At 56.8% G+C, this 18,614-nt stretch carries 15 protein-coding genes; 9 read left to right on the top strand and 6 right to left on the bottom strand.

Annotated features, from left to right (window positions below; genetic code table 11):
* The first annotated feature begins 7 nt into the window (after positions 1 to 7).
* The 9 genes from V8L73_RS15420 (at position 8) to V8L73_RS15380 (ending at position 10,680) form a co-directional block, all read left to right on the top strand.
* Positions 8 to 607, top strand: coding sequence for a Maf family protein (locus tag V8L73_RS15420; protein WP_347253383.1), 600 nt, complete (start codon positions 8 to 10; stop codon positions 605 to 607).
* Positions 604 to 2,073 (top strand): ribonuclease G, encoded by a 1,470-nt coding sequence (gene rng / locus V8L73_RS15415; RefSeq protein WP_027274857.1) that lies wholly within the window; start codon positions 604 to 606, stop codon positions 2,071 to 2,073. The genes V8L73_RS15420 and rng overlap by 4 nt, the downstream gene beginning before the upstream one ends.
* A gap of 61 nt (positions 2,074 to 2,134) precedes the next feature.
* Positions 2,135 to 5,932: an AsmA2 domain-containing protein YhdP gene (gene yhdP / locus V8L73_RS15410; RefSeq protein ID WP_347253382.1), complete on the top strand. Its 3,798-nt coding sequence runs from the start codon at positions 2,135 to 2,137 to the stop codon at positions 5,930 to 5,932.
* Positions 5,932 to 6,780 carry a deaminated glutathione amidase gene (gene nit1 / locus V8L73_RS15405; RefSeq protein ID WP_027274859.1) on the top strand — a complete coding sequence of 283 codons (849 nt, stop codon included), beginning with the start codon at positions 5,932 to 5,934 and terminating at the stop codon, positions 6,778 to 6,780. Before yhdP ends, nit1 begins: the two co-directional genes overlap by 1 nt.
* 4 nt (positions 6,781 to 6,784) lie before the next feature.
* Positions 6,785 to 8,230, top strand: a complete 1,446-nt coding sequence (gene tldD, locus V8L73_RS15400; RefSeq protein WP_027274860.1) for a metalloprotease TldD — start codon at positions 6,785 to 6,787, stop codon at positions 8,228 to 8,230.
* Positions 8,231 to 8,313: 83 nt separating this feature from the next.
* On the top strand, positions 8,314 to 8,814 hold the full coding sequence (locus V8L73_RS15395) for a DUF1993 domain-containing protein (protein WP_027274861.1): 501 nt from the start codon (positions 8,314 to 8,316) through the stop codon (positions 8,812 to 8,814).
* 125 nt (positions 8,815 to 8,939) lie between these two features.
* Complete coding sequence (locus V8L73_RS15390; protein WP_347253381.1) at positions 8,940 to 9,815, top strand: DUF817 domain-containing protein; 876 nt, start codon at positions 8,940 to 8,942, stop codon at positions 9,813 to 9,815.
* Between the two features lie 119 nt (positions 9,816 to 9,934).
* Complete coding sequence (locus V8L73_RS15385; protein ID WP_347253380.1) at positions 9,935 to 10,414, top strand: ribonuclease domain-containing protein; 480 nt, start codon at positions 9,935 to 9,937, stop codon at positions 10,412 to 10,414.
* Between the two features lie 2 nt (positions 10,415 to 10,416).
* Positions 10,417 to 10,680 (top strand): barstar family protein, encoded by a 264-nt coding sequence (locus V8L73_RS15380; protein WP_027274863.1) that lies wholly within the window; start codon positions 10,417 to 10,419, stop codon positions 10,678 to 10,680.
* A gap of 42 nt (positions 10,681 to 10,722) precedes the next feature.
* On the opposite strand, the gene V8L73_RS15375 is transcribed toward V8L73_RS15380, so the two are convergent.
* The 6 genes from V8L73_RS15375 to yjgA form a co-directional block, all read right to left on the bottom strand.
* On the bottom strand, positions 10,723 to 12,180 hold the full coding sequence (locus V8L73_RS15375; RefSeq protein ID WP_347253379.1) for a sigma 54-interacting transcriptional regulator: 1,458 nt from the start codon (positions 12,178 to 12,180) through the stop codon (positions 10,723 to 10,725).
* 198 nt (positions 12,181 to 12,378) lie between these two features.
* Positions 12,379 to 13,995 (bottom strand): thiosulfate reductase cytochrome B subunit, encoded by a 1,617-nt coding sequence (gene phsC, locus V8L73_RS15370; protein WP_347253378.1) that lies wholly within the window; start codon positions 13,993 to 13,995, stop codon positions 12,379 to 12,381.
* Positions 13,996 to 14,011: 16 nt separating this feature from the next.
* Complete coding sequence (locus V8L73_RS15365; RefSeq protein ID WP_261832024.1) at positions 14,012 to 14,443, bottom strand: cytochrome c3 family protein; 432 nt, start codon at positions 14,441 to 14,443, stop codon at positions 14,012 to 14,014.
* Between the two features lie 15 nt (positions 14,444 to 14,458).
* On the bottom strand, positions 14,459 to 16,051 hold the full coding sequence (locus V8L73_RS15360; RefSeq protein ID WP_347253377.1) for a flavocytochrome c: 1,593 nt from the start codon (positions 16,049 to 16,051) through the stop codon (positions 14,459 to 14,461).
* A 9-nt stretch (positions 16,052 to 16,060) separates the two neighbouring features.
* Positions 16,061 to 17,737, bottom strand: a complete 1,677-nt coding sequence (locus V8L73_RS15355) for an HAL/PAL/TAL family ammonia-lyase (RefSeq protein WP_261832025.1) — start codon at positions 17,735 to 17,737, stop codon at positions 16,061 to 16,063.
* A 198-nt stretch (positions 17,738 to 17,935) separates the two neighbouring features.
* Positions 17,936 to 18,493, bottom strand: a complete 558-nt coding sequence (gene yjgA, locus V8L73_RS15350) for a ribosome biogenesis factor YjgA (protein ID WP_027274867.1) — start codon at positions 18,491 to 18,493, stop codon at positions 17,936 to 17,938.
* Positions 18,494 to 18,614: the final 121 nt, after the last annotated feature.

The following is an 18,614-nucleotide window of genomic DNA, read 5'->3' as shown; positions in this document are numbered from 1 at the left end:
GGGCTGCATGACGCCGTCGATTTACCTCGCTTCCGCCTCTCCGCGCCGCCGCGAGCTGCTGGGGCTTTTGAACCTCTCTTTTGAACGATTGAGCACTGACGTTGAAGAGCGCCGGGAAGCCGGCGAGTCGCCGTTGGATTACGTATGCCGCCTGGCCAAGAGTAAGGCGCAGGCCGGCGTGGCGGTAGCCGAGCGGGATTGGCCGGTGCTGGGCGCCGACACCATCGTCGTTTTGGACGGCGAGGTGCTGGAGAAGCCCCAGAGCGAAGAGGATGCCGCCAGGATGCTTCGCGCGCTTTCTGCCCGCCAGCATCAGGTCATAACGGCAATTGCATTTGCGAATCAACGGCATGTGATGTGCTACTCTGTCACAACTGAAGTGACCTTTTGCCGCCTGAGCGAGCAGGACATTGCGGCGTATATCGCCAGCGGCGAGCCAATGGATAAAGCCGGGGCTTACGGCATTCAAGGATTGGGCGGCGCGTTCGTCTGTTCGATTAACGGCAGCTATCACGCGGTGGTAGGCCTGCCGCTGGTTGAAACTCGTGAGCTGCTCGACGCGTTTTTGCAGTCGCAGGCCAAGCCCCAAAATCAGGAGCCAACATGACGGCAGAACTTTTGGTTAACGTTACCCCTTCAGAAACCCGCGTAGCCTTTATTGAGGGCGGCATTCTGCAAGAGGTGCATATCGATCGCGAATCCAAGCGCGGCATCGTGGGCAATATTTATAAAGGCCGGGTCAGCCGAGTGCTGCCGGGAATGCAGGCGGCCTTTATCGATATTGGTCTTGATAAAGCCGCCTTTCTTCACGCTTCAGACATTATGCCGCATACGGAATGCATTGCGGATACTGAGCAAAAGCAGTTTCACGTCCGAGACATAACTGAACTTGTGCGTCAGGGCCAGGATTTGGTTGTGCAGGTAGTGAAAGACCCGCTGGGCACTAAGGGCGCTCGGCTGACGACCGATATTACGCTGCCTTCGCGCTATCTGGTTTTTATGCCCGGAGCGGCTCACGTTGGCGTATCTCAGCGCATCGACAGCGAAGAAGAGCGTGAGCGGCTTAAGGGTATCGTCGCCGAATACTGTGACGAGCATGGCGGGTTTATCATCCGTACGGCGGCGGAAGGCGTCGGTTCCGAAGAGCTGGCGCAGGACGCGGCCTTTTTAAAGCGCCTGTGGAATAAAATCATGGAGCGCAAGAGCCGCAGCGGCACTAAGAATATGCTGTACGGCGAGCTGGCGCTAACACAGCGCGTGCTGCGCGACTTTGTCGGCGAATCGTTGGACCGGATCCGGGTTGACTCCCGCCTGACCTACGACTCTCTGGTTGAGTTTACCGCCGAGTTTATGCCCCAGGTAACCAACAAGCTTGAGCGCTATACCGGCAAGCAGCCGATCTTCGATCTGTACGACGTGGAGAACGAGATTCAGCGGGCGATGGATCGCAAGGTCGAGCTTAAGTCCGGCGGCTATCTGATCATCGACCAGACCGAGGCCATGACTACCATCGATATTAATACCGGTGCGTTTGTCGGCCACCGCAATCTGGATGAAACCATCTTCAACACCAACATTGAGGCAACGCACGCGATCGCGCGCCAGCTCAGGTTGCGCAATCTGGGCGGCATCATCATCATCGACTTTATCGATATGGCCAATGAGGATCACCGTCGCCGCGTTCTGCACTCTCTCGAACAGTCGCTGTCTAAAGACAGGGCCAAGACCAGCGTTAACGACTTTTCTGCTCTGGGGCTGGTGGAAATGACCCGCAAACGTACGCGGGAGAGCCTGGAACACGTGCTCTGCGGCGAATGCCCGAGCTGCCGGGGCCGTGGGCGCGTGAAGACGGTGGAAACCGTCTGCTATGAAATTCTGCGTGAAATCGTCCGCGTTCACCACGCCTACGATGCCGATCGCTTCCTGGTCTATGCGTCTCCCGACGTGGGGGAAGCGCTCAAGAGCGAAGAGTCTTATTCCGTGGCGGAAGTCGAACTCTTCGTCGGAAAACAGGTTAAAATTCAAGTAGAGCCGCTGTACAACAGAGAACAGTTTGACGTCGTTATGATGTAGCGATGGAGTAGTTGCTGGGGGCGTTGTGAGGGGAGGAAGGATGGGGCGAAGCAGTCGCATAGTGTTGAGAATAGCCGTTGCGCTTTTAGTGCTGCTGACGCTGGCCGTCGGCGCTCTGCGCTTTATGCTTCCTCGCATTAATGACTACCGTGAGCCCATTCTCGCCACCGTCTCGGACATGACCGGTATCCCGACTCGCATCGAGCATATGGAAGGGAAATGGGAGATGTTTGGCCCAACCCTCGACCTGCGCGAACTTTCTTTACAGACCGACGTTGGCGAGGTCCGCGTCGACCGCGTCACGGTGGCGCTCGACGTTTGGGCCTCTTTGGTTAACTTCCGCTGGCAGTTTCGCGATCTGACCTTTTATCGCGTACAGGGCGCCTTGAACTATACGGTAGGCCAGTCCCAGAGCGACGACGGGCGCGAGCCTACCGGAAGCGCCACGCTCAAGAATATTTTCCTTAAGCAGTTCGACCACTTTATCCTGCTCGACAGCCAACTCTCCTTTCTGGGTGCCTCCGGCGAGCGCATTTCTCTGGCCATTCCAAGGCTGAACTGGCTTAACGACCGCAAGCGCCACCGCGCGGAAGGGCAGGTCAGCGTATCAACGGAGAACGGCCCTAACGGCCTGCTGAAGGTTCGCTTTAACCTGCGCGACGAGGCGGATCTGATGGATAACGGGACCGTTTATCTTCAGGCGGATAACGTTAACGTGCTGCCGTGGCTTAGCCACTGGTTTAAGACCAATACCGGTTTTGACGATGCGCGATTCAGCCTGGAAGCGTGGCTGTCCGTTAAGGCCAGTCAGATTGACGGAGGCGCTCTGCTGCTCAGCCAAGGGCGCGCCGACTGGCATAAAGGGGATGATTTGCACCGGCTGGACGTTGAGAAGCTGGCGGTTTACGTCAAACGACAGGGCGACGGATGGCGTCTGGACGCGCCGGCGTTGAATCTAAAAACCGACGGCCATGCGTGGGCAAAGGGCGGACGGGTTAGCCTGTTCTGGCAGCCAGAGAACCCCAGCCTTCAGGGGGAAGAAAGTGAATCAATGCTTCGGATCCGTGCGGCTAAGCTGGATCTGGAAAGCATTAACCCACTGCTGCCGATGTTTAGCTTCCTGCAGCCTGACGCGCTTGACGCCTGGCTACAGATTCGGCCAAAGGGCAATCTGGAACGACTAGCGCTGGACATTCCCCTGAGTACGCCGGAAAAAATCCGCTTTGAAGGCCGTTGGGAAAACGCCAGCTGGCAGCCTTGGAAACATATTCCAGGAGGCGATCGCGCCGAGTTTGAGGTGGCGGGAAGCGCTGCGGGCGGAACGGTTGGGGTGCGTCTCGATCAAAGTACGCTGCCCTACGACGAGATGTTCCGCGCACCGCTCATCGTCAACAGCGCCAACGCCTCCATTCACTGGTTAAACGATGAGCATGAGTTCAGACTTTGGGGCGATAACATTGACGTTCAGGCCAAGTCCGTATGGGCTAACGGCAGCTTCAGCTACCGTCAGGGTGGCGACGATGCGCCTTGGTTAAGCATTTTGGCCGGAATCAGGGCATATGACGCAGGCGACGCCTGGCGCTATTTCCCTGAGCCGTTGATGGGTACCCCGCTGGTTGACTACCTTTCTTCCGCCATCGTTGCCGGCAAGTCCGACAACGCGACGCTTATTTTTAACGGCGATCCGCATCATTTCCCCTATCCGCACAACGACGGGCTGTTTGAGGTCTATGCTCCACTGACGGACGCGGTATTCAAGTTTCAGCCGACCTGGCAGCCGCTCAGCGATATGACCATCAACCTGAACTTCATTAACAGCGGCCTGTGGATGCACTCGCCGTCGGCAATGCTGGGTAAAGTCAAAGGCACTGACATCGACGCCGTTATCGCCGACTTCCATAAAGGGCAGTTGGACATTAACGCCAAGGTTAACGGTCAGGGGCCGGACGTGCGGGACTACCTAAAGCAGTCGCCGCTCAAAGATACCGTCGGCTCGGCGCTGGATGAAATCGACGTCGGCGGCAAGGTTAACGGGCGTTTGCGTTTGGATATCCCGCTGGACGGCGAGCAGGCCCACGCCAGCGGTGAGATAGACCTCAAAGATAACCGCCTGCACATTAAGCCTATCGACAGCATCATGGAGAAAGTAAGCGGTCGCTTCCGTTTCGACGACGGTAACCTCAGTAGCGAAAGGATGAGCGCCGAATGGTTCAATCAGCCCATAGGCTTGAATTTCTCCACCCGTCAGGGCGCGAAAGATTATGCGGTTCAGGTTGGCATCGACGGAAACTGGGTGGTAGCCAATCTGCCGTGGTTGCCAGCGGACGCCGCGAAGCAGCTTTCCGGCAGCGCCCGCTGGAAAAGCGACGTTAACATCACGCTGCCGGAAAAGGGACGCCCCAGGTATGACGTCGCGTTAAGCGGCGACCTTAACGGAGTAAGCAGTCGCTTACCTGCGCCCTTGAGCAAGCGCAGCGGCAGCGCGCTGCCGGTGACGCTGAAGGCGAAGGGAGATACGGTTGGATTTGATCTACAGGGGCTCATTGCCGGCAATCAGGCGATAAACAGCCGATGGACGCTGGGGAAAAATCAGGTTCAGCTCACCCGATTTGCCTGGCGAATGAACAGCAAAAAGACGCCGGAGCTGCCTTCTGACGCCCGTTTAGACATACAGTTACCCGCCGTAGACGGCGAGCGCCTGTTGGGGCTGCTGTCGCCGCTGTCCGGTTCGGACGGCAAAGAGAGCGCTGTCGCGGCCAAGTTTACTCTGCCGTCGCGCTGGGTGATCCACTCGCCGCAGCTTGAGCTTGCGGGGCAATACTGGCGCGATCTTACGGTAGATGTTAACCGCAGCGTCGGCGCAACCAGCGTCGCGCTCAACGGTAAGGAAATTCGCGCCAGTCTGGCGATGAACGGCAGCCAGCCGTGGCAGGCCGACATTGACTATTTTTACTTTAACCCTAAATCCGATCTGTTTTCGGTTTCCTCAACAAAAAACAAAGGTGCGGGCGCCGCTTTCAACCGTTTCCCTCAGCTTCCCTCTATTGCCGTGCGCTGTAAAGAGTGTTGGGTGGTCGGCCAGCGTTTGGGAGTGGTTAACGCCGATCTGCGCTTTCGGGGCGATAACCTGAGCGTGACGAACGGGCTGGTGGATACCGGTACGACGAAGTTAACCTTTTCCGCCGACTGGCTTCGCTCGCCGGGCGGCTCTGCGACTCGCTTTGACGGTACGCTGTCAGGCAAACGAATCGATCGCAGCATGAATTACTTTGGCGTTTATACGCCGCTGAAAGACGCGCCGTTTAACGTCGATTTCGACTTGAACTGGCAGGGAGACCCTTGGTCTCCTCTGGTCGATACGCTCAACGGCGGCGTAACGGCCAAGCTTGGCAAAGGGCAGGTGGACAACGCGGGCGGCGGCCATGCGGGCCAGCTTCTGCGGTTGCTGAGCTTTAACGCACTGTTGCGCAAGCTGCAGTTTGATTTTCGCGATACCTTTGGTAAAGGTTTTTACTTTGATACTATCAGCGGTAGCATCAAGTTAACCAACGGTGTGGCAAAAACCGACAACCTGTTGGTTGACGGACTGTCAGCGGACATCGCGATTGACGGTGATATTGACTTCGTTAATCGCCGCCTGGGCCTTAACGCCGTGGTTGCGCCGGAAATTTCCGGCACCGTTGGCGTAGCGACGGCCTTCGTCGTTAACCCGATAGCCGGCGCGGCGGTGTTTGCCGCAAGCCAAGTGCTGTCGCCGCTGTGGAATAAGATTTCGCTGATACGTTACAGAATTGACGGTGATTTAGATGAGCCTGTCGTGCATGAAGTGCTACGACAGCCAAAGGGAGACTCTAGTTAATGAAAAGCGCCAACGTTGCTTTGTTACAGTTATGCAGTGGGGAAAATATTCGCGCTAACCTGGCGCAGATCGAACAGCAGATCAAGCAGCTGAAGCCGCACGTCAAGCTGGTGGTGACGCCGGAGAACGCGCTGCTTTTTGCCGATACGCAAACCTACTATAAGCACTCCGAAACCGAGGGAACGGGCCCGCTGCAGGACGCCATCCGTGAAATGGCGGTGCGCTACGGCGTGTGGATTCTGGTGGGCTCGATGCCGCTTATCAGCCGCGAAAACCCTGAGCGTTTAACCGCCAGCAGCCTGCTGTTTGACGATAAGGGCGAGCTGAAGGCGCGCTACGACAAAATGCACATGTTTGATGTGGACGTCGCCGACAGCCACGGCCACTACTGTGAGTCCGATACTTACGACTACGGCCAGCACCTGACCGTGGTGGATACGCCGGTCGGCCGTCTGGGCATGACTATTTGCTACGATCTGCGCTTCCCTGGCCTGTTCCAGGCGCTGCGCGATCGCGGCGCGGACATTATTACCGTTCCCGCCGCCTTTACCCGCGTGACCGGCGAAGCGCACTGGGAGATTTTGCTGCGCGCCCGGGCGATTGAGAACCAGTGCTGGATATTGGCTCCGGCGCAGGTGGGGCGTCACGGCGCTACGCGCCGCACCTGGGGGCATACGATGGCCGTTGACCCGTGGGGCAGCGTGGTGGGCATTAACGCCGATGCGGTCGAGGGCATCAAGGTGCGCGTCGATACCAGCGGGCTGCCGAAGCTGCGCGAGCAAATGCCGCTAATGAAACATAACCGCTTCGAGCCGGTGCTTAAAGCGGTGATAAAAAAAGGTGAGTAACGCAATGAATCTTACTCTGGTCAGTGAGCAGCTGCTTACGGCCAATCGCTTAAGCCATCAGGATCTGTTTGACGTTCTGGGGCAGATGTCTTCACGCCGATTGGACTATGCCGATCTTTACTTTCAGTCCAGCTACCATGAGTCTTGGGTGATTGAAGATCGCATCATTAAAGAGGGTTCCTACAATATCGACAGAGGCGTCGGCGTGCGCGCCGTTCACGGTGAGAAAACCGGCTTTGCCTATGCCGATCAGATAACTCTTCAGGCGCTGATTCAGAGCGCCAACGCCGCCAAAAGCATTGTTAACGACGTCGGCGACGGCAAAACCCACGTGCTCGGCGCGGTGGGCTATGCGCCGCTGTATCCCGCCCTCGACCCGCTGCAAAGCCTGTCGCGTGAGGCAAAAATTGACCTGCTGCACTTGGTCGACAAGACCGCTCGGGCGGAAGACGCCAGGGTGCAGGAAGTTAACGCCAGCCTAAGCGGCGTGTATGAAACGGTGCTGATTGCAGCGACGGACGGCACGCTGGCGGCGGACGTTCGGCCGCTGGTTCGCCTGTCGGTGAGCGTTCTGGTCGAAGAAAACGGCAAGCGCGAGCGCGGCTCCAGCGGCGGCGGCGGTCGGGTTGGCTACGATTACTTCCTTGAGCCGACCTCGGAGGGCGTTCGGGCCGAGGCCTTCGCTCGCGAAGCCGTCCGGCAGGCGCTGGTGAACCTTTCCGCCGTTGCGGCGCCCGCGGGCGCAATGCCGGTCGTGCTCGGCGCCGGCTGGCCGGGCGTTCTGCTGCATGAAGCGGTGGGGCACGGCCTTGAGGGCGACTTTAACCGCAAGGGCGCGTCGGTGTTTAGCGGCCGCATGGGGGAACTCGTCGCGTCTGAGCTCTGTACGGTTGTCGATGACGGTACGCTGTCGGGCCGTCGCGGTTCGCTTTCCGTCGACGATGAGGGCGTTCCCGGTCAGTACAACGTGCTGATTGAGAAGGGCGTACTGAAAGGCTACATGCAGGATAAGCTTAACGCCCGCCTGATGGGGCTTGCGCCCACCGGTAACGGTCGCCGCGAGTCCTACGCCAGCCTGCCGATGCCGCGAATGACCAACACCTATATGCTGGCCGGCGAGTCCACCAGAGACGAGATTATTGAAAGCGTAGACTTTGGCCTGTATGCGCCGAACTTCGGCGGCGGTCAGGTCGATATTACGTCCGGAAAGTTCGTGTTTTCGACGTCTGAAGCCTATCTTATTGAAAATGGGCGCATCACCAAGCCGGTGAAAGGGGCGACTCTGATTGGCTCAGGCATTGAGGCGATGCAGCAAATTTCTATGGTTGGCAACGATCTGGCGTTGGATAAGGGCGTCGGCGTCTGCGGGAAAGAGGGGCAAAGCGTTCCGGTCGGCGTCGGCCAGCCTACGCTGAAGCTTGACAGCCTGACCGTGGGCGGAACCGCCTAAAGAGAGAGGTGTGCCGCCTCTACGAACCTCAGGGGTTCTGCGAGCGCGGCGCGTGGGGTAGTCTGACTTTCAGGAGTGATACGATGAGCTTGTCCTATTATCAGTTGGCAACACAGAGTACGATCCGCGTACTGAACAACCTCGACTTTCTGATGAGCATTGCGACCGCGTTTTGCAAAGAGCGACGCATTGAGGAGCAGGTGCTGCTCAACTCTCGCCTGGCGCCGGACATGTTTCCGCTGGTGCGTCAGGTCCAGCTGGTCAGCGACATGACCAAAAGCTGCGCAGCGCGCCTTGCCGGGCTGGAGCCGCCGATTTATGAAGACAACGAGACGACGTTCGCCGAGCTTAAGGCGCGGATAGCTAAGACGATTGACTACATTAAATCGCTGGAAGAGAAAGATTTCGCCGACAGCGAATCGCGCCAGATCCAACTGCCTTGGTACGACGAACCGATGCGCGGCGACGTTTTCCTGTTACAGCACGCGCTGCCGAACATCTATTTCCACATTACTACTGCCTATAACATTTTGCGCAACAACGGTGTAGCCGTCGGCAAGCGCGACTATCTGGGTAAAATCTGACGACGTTTGCCGCTCGACTACCGTCGGGCGGTAAAATTATTCTGACTTCACGTTTGCTTCACGCGCTTCACACATAGCCTGATTATTCTGCATATAACGTTTGTTCTATTTGCAGGGATTTTGCTATGTTCGCGATTGCCGTTTATGACAGCGACTGCCTGAGGGAATACCGGTATCCGTGGTATATGCCCTCGCCGATGCGTCGCTTGCCTTTGCCTCTGCTGGAGTTTTGGAGCTTTGGCATTAAAGAAGCGCTGAGCTGCGCGTTCGCCGTTTCTTTCTTTATTACTCTGGCGTTGTCGAAAGCGTTGCCGATGGGTGATTTACCCCGTTATGACTTTATTCTTATCGTTGCGCTGGCGGTGCAGTTTGCGCTGGTGTATTACGGCTTAGAGACTAAAAGAGAGCTGGCGGCCGTTTCGCTGTTTCACCTTTTGGGGCTGGCGCTGGAAATCTTTAAGACCTCTCCAACCATCGGCTCGTGGGCTTACCCTGAGTTTGCCTACTCCAAGCTTGCCGGCGTTCCGCTCTACAGCGGGTTTATGTATGCAGCGGTTGCCAGCTATATGCTGCAGTCGTGGCGCTACCTTTCGCTGCGGCTGACTGGCTACCCGCCTCACTGGCTGGCGGTTACGCTGGCGTTTGCGATTTATCTGAACTTCTTTACTCACCACTTTATCGGCGACTACCGCTGGCCGCTGACGCTGGCTTTAGTGGCGGCCTTCTGGCGTACCCGCGTCTATTTCCGTCCGATGGTAAGAGAGTTTTGGATGCCGATGCCGCTGGCCTTTTTGCTGATAGGCTTTTTTATCTGGATTGCCGAGAACGTAACTACGCTGTTTGGCGGCTGGCAGTATCCAAATCAGACGGGAGGCTGGGAGCTGGTGCATCTGGGAAAAATCAGCTCGTGGGGGCTGCTGGTCGTGATTACCTTTACCATCATCGCGGAATTAAAATTCTTTAGCCAACGTAAAGAAAGCGAAAATAAGCTGACGAATTGAAAACAATGTCATACTTTTATTATTAATGGCTAGGATAAATGGTCATTAAAGAGTAAATAGGCAGGGTGTGTAATATAACTACGTTGAATGGCAGAGATATCCCCAACAAACGCTGAGTGATGAAAAGAAATACGCAATTACTACTCGTTGTTTTTCTGTTACTGATTATTGGCGGCTTAGCCTTTAATTTTTTACATAGTAGCAACGGCGGCATATCGGACGGCGCTGCGGGCGGTATCTCTTCGTCTTCTCAGGTCGTTCAGGATATTGACCGCCTGACTCAGCGACAAACGGTTGTGAATTATGTGCGTGAGCACGGTCGCCTGCCGGACTATTACATCACCAAGAGTCAAGCCCGTTCGCAAGGCTGGGATGCGCGCGACGGTAATCTGTGTTCCGTTCTGCCCGGAAAGGCTATTGGCGGAGATCGCTTTTCTAACCGGGAAAAGCGCCTGCCGCAGGCCAAAGGGCGAACGTGGTTTGAAGCGGATATTAATTATCGCTGCGGCCATCGAGGAGCAGAGAGGTTACTGTATTCAGATGATGGCCTGATTTATGTAACGATAGACCATTATCAACGTTTCATGGAGGTAAAGTAATCATGAGAAGCGTTGTTTTTGATTTTGCTAAAATAGGTTCAATGCCCGATTTTTATCTACAGTTTGTCGACACCTTTTTACTGCCGGACTGGTTTGGTAATAATCTGGACGCGCTGTGGGATGCGTTAACCGTAGGAATAAACCTGCCGGTGCAGATAGTGTTTACCCACTTTGACAGGCAGGCGTTGGATTTTCTTCCTCTGTATCGCCTGTTCGAACAGGCGCAGCAGGAGCTGGACGGCCTGTTGCTTTTTAACAGCCAATAGGTCGTTCAACACGATGCGCGCTCTTTCGCAGTAGCGGATGCGCTACTGCGCGTAGATATCGCGGGTGATGCCCAGCTTTTTCATCTTGCTGTACAGCGTGTTGCTGTTGACCTGTAGCATCTGCGCCGCACCGCCTTCGCCGGATATTTTTCCGTTTGTTCTTCTCAGCGTTTCAATAATGTGTCTTCGCACGATTTCGTCTAACGGCAGAATAGATCTGTTCCTGTCGTCGGCGCTCTGAACGTACTCTTCCGGCTTAACGTCCAGCACGTCGGTGCTGCAGGCGAGCAGCGCTTTTTCCAGCCGTGCGATAAGCTCAGCGATGTTTCCAGGCCACTCATAGTGCAGCAGCGACTGCTGAAAGCGCACGGAAAGCAGCGGCGGCCTGTGCTGCGTATTCTGGCTAAGCTTAAGCAGGTAATAGGTCACCAGTTCGGGAATATCCTCCCGCCGCTGCCTTAAGGGAAGCAGCGTGACCGAGAGGCAGTAAAGAGAACAGTAGCATTCACAGCTCAGCAGCGCTTCGGGGTTTATCTGATGGCGCTGCGACTGCGTTCTGGTGATGATGACGCTGGTGGGCCATCCTTTCTCTTTATGAATGCGGATGCTTTTCATCAGGTTACAAAGCAGCTCTTCGGGCAGGCTTTCTACGTTCTCAATCAAAAGCGTTCCGCTGTTTACCTGCGCAAGCAGCGTACCGTCCGTTAGCGAGCTCGGCGTTAGCGTACGCGCTTCAGTGGTTTGGCCGTCTCGGTGGATAAACAGCGTCAGCGTTTCGGCGTAAAGCACGGCCAACTGCTGCTGCGAACGGTCCGACTGCTGATAAAGATGGTGGGCCAACAGCGATTTCCCGCTTCCCTTTTCCCCCTTGATGACGATGACCCGCTGACTTTTTGCAATGTCGGGAAGGCGCATAAACAGCGAGGCCATGGGGCTTTTCTGCGTGGCGATGACGCCGGCGGGCAGGCTGTCTTCCTGCATCGATGCGCGATGGGTGTAGCTGGCTTTCAGCGTTTCTTCACTGATGATTTTAAGCTGGGACAGCGCTCGGGAGGCTAGCAGAGAGAATGGCCCCCTCAGCGATTCGGCCAGTTCCGCATGGTGTGCGTTGAAGGCGTTTGCCCTGTAGCTAAAGAAAATAACCGCCCCTAAGCGGATATCGTCCACTTTCAGGCGCATGACGATGGCGGATTTCACCTTACGAAAGTGGTGTTTAATAACGAATTCGGTGAGAGGATCGTCCGACAGCCGGTTGAGGATGGTGGTGGTAAAGTTTTCCCTGACGATAAATTTAGACAGTACGTGAATCGGAATCGACAGCACGTTCAGCTTCGCCCGGCTGCGCCGCCTTGTCGCCAGCGCGAGGAACTGCATGCTTTGAATGTCGTCGCGGTAATAGTTGAGAAAGATGCCGTCAATGGGAAAGTCGCTGGGCGCGGCTTGAATACAGGCCGCAATGGCTTTCTCAAGATGCAACGTACTGCAAAGTGCTTCACGCATGGCGCGTAGACCTTCCTTTATGTCTTCTTGTTATTTTTATAGATACGGATAATAAAACGACACTCCCCGAACAATATTAAGAAATGTAAGACGGAGCGGAAGGGGCGGCACTGATTTATCTCAATATTTATTACAAAATGTGAATTTGTGTTTCTTTTTATAAAAAGGCCCCTTAATGTTCAAGGGGCCGTGCGTTGATTAATCGCGGTTGTCTGAGTTTTTATCCCTATGGCGGTGATAGCCGTCAATCATTCCCTTTATCAGTGCGCTAAGGCTGTCGCCCGTGGTGCAAAGATAGAAGTGTACCAGCAGGAACGCCAGTGCGGCGGCGGCCAGCCCGTAATGCGACCAGGCAACGAGCTGCTTGCCGGGAAGGCCAAACAGCATTTCCGGGACGTATTCCGGGTAGAGCATCAAAAGCCCGCTGGCCAACAGCAGAGGCGCCATCAGGAACATCACGCACAGATAGCCTAGCTGCTGCAGCGTATTGAACTTACTGCGTTCGTTCGGCGTTTCCGGGTGCGGCTCATGGCGGAAGATGCCTATCAGGTAATAGCGCGCCTGGCGGACGATGCGGCCCGCTAGCCCCTGCATCCTAACCCGGTAGTGGTGGCCGTTTCCGGTCAGGTTCACCAGCAGGAACAGCAGCCAAACGCCGCACAGGGTAAGCCCCGCCGCATTGTGCACTTCTGCCCAGAAGGCCAGATCGCCGATGGCGAAATGCATCACGACGCCGGAGAACAGCAGAACGATAAAGCACAGCGCGTTGAGCCAATGCCAGACTCTGACCGGCAGCGTGTACAGATAGGTTCTGTGCCACTCAGCGCCCGCTTCGCGTTTGCCTGTCAGCAGGCGAATAGCGCCATGAGAGACTAACAGCGCAGCCAGTATTCCCATCGCCCAGAAAATGGCGAGATCGACCCTCGGGGAGCCGTTCGCACCGACCATATAGCTGTCGATGAACGCACCTGCGTTTTCTACCTGAACCTGCTGCCGTGCGGGTATGCCGCCGAGCGAATCCAGCGTTTTAATCAGCGATGTGTCGTCAAAAAGGCCGTGGCCCAGCAGGCTTCCTGCGCGAAGCGACTCTGGCGGCGTGAAGCGCTGGCGCTCGGCCAACAGCGACGACTCGCTGTGGCACTGCCTGCAGGCGACGCTCTCTTTTGCCGGCGCAACGTTGTGAAGCGTGCCGTCTCCCGTCGCCGCGTGGCAGTCCGTACAGCGCAGTGACGACAGGTGCAGCTGCGCTGCAGGGAGCTGAGGATGGCTCAGGTCTTGCTCAGTGACAGATTTGCCGGACAGCGCCTTGTAGTCCGCCGCTCTCGTGTGGCAGTCGGTACACAGCGCGTTAGTTGCCGCTATCTGCGACCTGCTTGGCCGTGTAATAACGGCGGGCTGCATGGTGTGGGCATCGTGGCAGGACTGACAGCTAAACTTATCCTGAGCGATTTTCTGCGCGTGAACGCTCTTTTGGTAGGCGCTGACGATATCGTGTTTGACTACGCCGTGGCAGCTTTCGCACGCGTTGGCGACCGTAGCGACCTCTTTGTGCGGCAGCGCTTCAAACCCGGCGTTGCCCGCCGGGCTTTGGTGGCAGGCGACGCACGGCAGCGAGGCGTGAACGCCTTCCCGATAGGCTTCATTGGATATAAACAGCCTTTTTCCCGCGTTGGCGGGCGTTACGGCGTGAATATCGCTGTCGGCGTGACAGCGCAGGCACTGCCCGTTGTCAGGCTCCGCCGCGAGCGCGCTGGACAGCCACACCAGCGCGCCGAACGCGATGAGCGGCCTTAGCATTCTCCCTATCTGTCTCATGTTCATCGCATCCTCATCAGGGTTTCATGTTCGGGTACTTGAACAGGTGGCAGCTGTTGCAATAGACCTGAGACGGCTTGTGTTCACTGTGGCAGGCGCTGCAGGGAACGTCTTTACCGTAGTGGATGGAGTTGTGCGGATTGGGCTCAGGATGACCCTCTTTAGACTTTGGCTCCGTCAGCGCGGCAATCTGATCCAAACTGCCGTGGCAGGTCAGACAGTTGCCGTCGTCCGGCGGCGTTGCGGGCGTTTTGGCTCCGTGGCAAAGCTGACAGCTGGCGTCGCGCCCCGTGGCCGCCAAGGGCTGGTGGTAGGGTTTTATCGTCATGCTGTCGAGCTTTTCCTGGAAGGCGCGGGCATCGTTGACCGATGCATTATCGCCCTGAGCCCAGCAGCTGGCGCAAAACAGCAGCGCCAAAATAAAGGCGATTCGTTGATATAAAGACATTTTCTCTCCCATGGCTCAGGCGTTATCAACAAACAGAGGCGTCGCGGTTTGGGTCGCGACGTGCGCACCGGCGACTCGCCCGAGCACCAGCCCGTCGGCGATGGCGCAGCTGCCGAGTCGGCTTGCACCGTGAGGACCGCCGGTAACTTCTCCCGCGGCGTAAAGCCCGACGATGGGCTCGCCGTTAAGGGCATTGAGCACCTGACCGTTGACGTTGATCTGCACGCCGCCCATGGTGTAGTGCACCTTGGGCCAAACGCGGACCGCCACGTAGGGGCCTTCCGCCAGCGAAATGGCGCGGGAGACGTCTTTCCCCATGGGGTCGCCGCCGCCGTTTTTTACCGCTTGGTTATAGGCGTCCACCTCTTTTTGCAGGTTGTCATAGGGAATTGAAAAATGGTCGGCCAGTTCTTTTAGCGTATTAAACTGCCAGGCTACGTTGTACTTAAGGGCTGCGGGCAGGCTTTGCGCCAGCTTGGCGCCCTCAAGGTTGGTAAAGCACACCGGGTAGACCGGCTTGCCGTTCGCGTCCCGCTGAGCCAATATGGCGTCTTCCCGCGCTTTGCGGTCCGCCAGCTCGTTGGTAAAGCGCTTGCCGGTACGAACGTCAACCATAATTCCCATCGGATAGCCGGCGATGGTGTTGAACTGGGAAACGTTGCCGAAGCCTTTCTCGTCAGGGGACGACCAAGGGCCGAGCTGAATCAGATCCAACTGTACCGGCGTCGCGCCGATGCCCAGCATGGCGAGCAGCCCTTCCGCCGTCGCGCCGGGATGGTTGGTGGTATCGATGTCGCTGACCAACTGCGGATCCTGTATCTGGCGGAAGCGAAGGTCGTTGCCGAAGCCGCCGTTGCACATGACGACGCCGCAGCGAGCGCCATAGTTTCTGAGCGTGCCGCTGCTCTCATCGGGGAAACGGTAGTCGTCCCGCGCCTGTAGCCCAATCACCCGGCGTTTGTCGTCTTGAATGAAGGATTCAAACTTGCAGCGGTTTTTGAAAATGACGCCCATCTTCTGCGCCGAGTTGCGCAGCGGCATGACGATGCCCGCGCCGGAGCTTTCAACGGTTTGCAGCGTGCGGGGCACCGAGTGGCCGCCGAAGTGCTGAACGAACGGCTTGTAGCGAACGCCGTGCTTGATGGTGAACTCATAGGCTTCCTGCGTGCCGTTGACCAACACGTGAAGAATGTCGTGATGGTTCAGCCCGCGCCCGGCTTTCAGCATGTCTTTGTACATCAGCTCCGGCGAATCTTCGATGCCGGCTTCTTTTTGCAGCGGGGATCCGGCGACGGCAAACGCGCCGCCGTTGATGGTGGAGTTGCCGCCGTAGACCGCCATTTTTTCGATAACCAGCACGTCAAGGCCGCGGCTCTTGGCTTCCAGCGCGGCGGCGAGGCCGGCGAAGCCGCTGCCGACCACGATGACGTCGTAAATCTGGTGAAAGCGCGTCCTCCCTCCGGTGACGGTTTCGGGCACGTTTACCGTGACCGATTGCGCCTGCGCGCCGGGTAACGCAAGCCCCATCAGGCCTCCCGTAGCCAGTAACGCCCCCTTGGTGAGAAAATCGCGCCGCGCCGACGGGCGCTCTTTTTTACTGTGGCTCATGACCCGCTCCTATTTTTGCACCGGGTAATCGGCAACCAGCGCTGCGCCGTTTTTAATGTCGTCGCTGTAGATGCGGTCCTGGTCAACAAACGGGACGACTTTGCGATAGGCCTGATACAGCGCCTGGGTTTGCTGGCCCATCTTCATCTCCGGCATGACTTTCTTGCGAAGGTCGATGGCCTGCGTCGAGTGCAGAAGCTCCAGGCTGTAGATGGTCGTGACGTTGTCGACGATGCGCTGCAGGCGCTGAGAGGCGTACAGATTATTGGTAAAGGTATCTTCGATAGTGCCCGCCATCACCTGGCCGTCCAGCGAGACCGGATTGGCCAGATCGACGTTTTCAGAGTGGAGCGCGACCTGTGGCTTTTGGATGGCGCCAAAGGCGTGCCCGGGGTTGCCTTCCGCCGTCAGGAAGCGGCTCAAGCCGGTGAAGTGGTCGTCAGACAGGTGAAGCGTGCGCTGTACGCTGTTGTGGGACAGATGGGCCAACGATACCGACAGCTTCTGCACCGCCAGCGCCAGAGGCAGCGGTTCAAAGTTGGAGGTCGGGTAAATCGCGCCCTTAATGTCTTTGCCCTTCACGTAATACTGCTTCACCTGGCCGTTTTGCGCGTACTCTTCGCTGGCGTCAAGAATCACCGCCGGGTTGTCATCGGAGCTGTTCATCTGGATGGACAGCATTTCCTGCGCGTTAGCCAGATCGCGCTTGGCTTCGTTGAGCGCAAATACGGTGGTGCGGAAAGAGAGCGGATCCTGAAGCGGGCGCTTTTCGTTGGGCTGCCACAGGTAGGAGCCGGTTAGCGCGTCGCGAATGGACTTGGCGCTGTCGGCCAGGCCGGGGAACGGCCGAACGGAGATGCTCTGCGGCAGCACTGGAGAAACGTTGCCGTTAAGGCCTTCTAAACTCAGGCCAAACACCACCGGCGTCACGTTGACGACCTGCCCCGCGTTCATAATCGCTTTGGCGGAGTAGGCGGTAGAGATTGAATTGGTGGAAAGGATGGAAAGGGCGTCTTTACCCATCGGCTCCAGCGGTTTAATGCCCGCGTTTTTCAGCGCAACGGCGGCGGGGATGGTCTTGTTATCTACGATAACCCGCCATTCTCCCATCATGGCGTCGCCGATGTGGGAAGCCAGCGTGATGTCCGCTTCGCCGACGGAGCCCTGTGAGGGAACGACCGGCGTAATGCCCTTGTTGAGGAACTGCTCATACAGTTCGGCGACGTAAGGCTGCGCGCCGGTAGCGCCGGTCAGCATGGTGTTAAGACGAATCACCATCGCCATTCTCACCAAATCGACGGGCATATCCGGCCCTACGCCCGCACCGTGAGCGCGCAGCGCGTTGCGGTTAAAGGCGCGAGAGGCATCCAGCACCTCCGGGCTTAGCTTGCCGTGGGCGTCGAACAGCGATTTGTCTTTATTCAGACCTACGCCGACGGTCAGGCCATAAACGGGTACGCCCTGTTCAGCGGCCAGCATCAGCAGCTCGTTAGAGCGCTTCATCTTTTCCATCGCGCCTGTGTCTATCTTGACAATTTTTCCCTGCGCGGCAACGGCCCAAGCGTCTTCCAGAGTCAGGTTTTTTCCGTTAAGTACGACGGCGTCGGCCGCCAAAACGCTTCCACTAAAAGTCACGCCCATGGCCAGAGCGCAAACGCTAAGGGTTGTAGTCGTCTTGTTTTTCATTTTAAGTCCCCATAATAAATTTGGGGATATTCTAATTATTTATAGGTAGTCAGACTTAGAGCCCGATGACGCATTGAGCGTGAGGATTTTTGATATTTCGTGAGAGATGCGGAGCGTTTAACACTGTGGAAAAGAAAAATAAACAAACGGCCGAAAGAGCGCTCTCTCGGCCGTTTGTTTCGGGCTAAAGGTGGAATGCTACTCGTCCTGCTCCGCCAGCTCTTTAAGGTATTGGAAAATTTGCCGGTACGCTTTAGGCGGCTTGTTGCCCGCGCGCTCTTTTTGCGCGGTTCTGACCATTGAGCGCAGCTGCTGGCGATCGCCGTTTGGATAGAGGTTTATCACCTCAGTAATGGCGTCATCGCCGCCGTCGATCAGGCGATCGCGCAGGCTTTCCAGCTTGTGGAAAACGACGACCTGCTGGTTGTGGCGGTTTTTAAGCTTATCCAGCGCCGTTTGGATTGGCTCGACGTCTCTGGCGCGCAGCATTTTGCCTATCAGCTGGATCTGGCGGCGGTAGCCCTCTTTTTTGATGCGCTGGGCGAGATCGATAGCGGCGCGCAGGTCTTCGTCAAGAGGGATGCGCTCTAATGCGTTTTTCCCAAGTTTTACCAGCTCTACGCCCAGATCCTTAAGCGCTTCGGCATCCCGCTTAATTTCACTTTTGCTGACCCATATAATCTCTTCGTCTTCTTCAGGCTGGTCACCGGGAAGGGGATCGTCGAGCCACTGCTCGTCATCTTTAAATTTGCTCATCTTGTCATCTGGCCTGATTCTGAAAAATCGGCGTTAGCCGTCACATGTGCTAATAGTAACAGGTTGTCGACGATGTGCGAAATTGTGCTCGGATCCTGTTAAACTGTGGTCATCTTTTTTT

Source organism: Leminorella grimontii, from assembly GCF_039789245.1.
Classification (GTDB): Bacteria; Pseudomonadota; Gammaproteobacteria; order Enterobacterales; family Enterobacteriaceae; genus Leminorella; species Leminorella grimontii.
This window is presented reverse-complemented; position numbering and strand designations above follow the sequence as displayed.

Excerpts from the sequence above, each read along its gene's own strand:
- V8L73_RS15365 (WP_261832024.1), bottom strand. The coding sequence starts at position 14,443 with ATGTCTTTATATCAACGAATCGCCTTTATTTTGGCGCTGCTGTTTTGC.
- yjgA (WP_027274867.1), bottom strand. The coding sequence starts at position 18,493 with ATGAGCAAATTTAAAGATGACGAGCAGTGGCTCGACGATCCCCTTCCC.
- V8L73_RS15375 (WP_347253379.1), bottom strand. The coding sequence starts at position 12,180 with ATGCGTGAAGCACTTTGCAGTACGTTGCATCTTGAGAAAGCCATTGCG.
- V8L73_RS15395 (WP_027274861.1), top strand. The coding sequence starts at position 8,314 with ATGAGCTTGTCCTATTATCAGTTGGCAACACAGAGTACGATCCGCGTA.
- V8L73_RS15390 (WP_347253381.1), top strand. The coding sequence starts at position 8,940 with ATGTTCGCGATTGCCGTTTATGACAGCGACTGCCTGAGGGAATACCGG.
- nit1 (WP_027274859.1), top strand. The coding sequence starts at position 5,932 with ATGAAAAGCGCCAACGTTGCTTTGTTACAGTTATGCAGTGGGGAAAAT.
- V8L73_RS15380 (WP_027274863.1), top strand. The coding sequence starts at position 10,417 with ATGAGAAGCGTTGTTTTTGATTTTGCTAAAATAGGTTCAATGCCCGAT.
- tldD (WP_027274860.1), top strand. The coding sequence starts at position 6,785 with ATGAATCTTACTCTGGTCAGTGAGCAGCTGCTTACGGCCAATCGCTTA.
- V8L73_RS15385 (WP_347253380.1), top strand. The coding sequence starts at position 9,935 with ATGAAAAGAAATACGCAATTACTACTCGTTGTTTTTCTGTTACTGATT.
- V8L73_RS15355 (WP_261832025.1), bottom strand. The coding sequence starts at position 17,737 with ATGAAAAACAAGACGACTACAACCCTTAGCGTTTGCGCTCTGGCCATG.
- phsC (WP_347253378.1), bottom strand. The coding sequence starts at position 13,995 with ATGAGACAGATAGGGAGAATGCTAAGGCCGCTCATCGCGTTCGGCGCG.
- V8L73_RS15360 (WP_347253377.1), bottom strand. The coding sequence starts at position 16,051 with ATGAGCCACAGTAAAAAAGAGCGCCCGTCGGCGCGGCGCGATTTTCTC.
- V8L73_RS15420 (WP_347253383.1), top strand. The coding sequence starts at position 8 with ATGACGCCGTCGATTTACCTCGCTTCCGCCTCTCCGCGCCGCCGCGAG.
- rng (WP_027274857.1), top strand. The coding sequence starts at position 604 with ATGACGGCAGAACTTTTGGTTAACGTTACCCCTTCAGAAACCCGCGTA.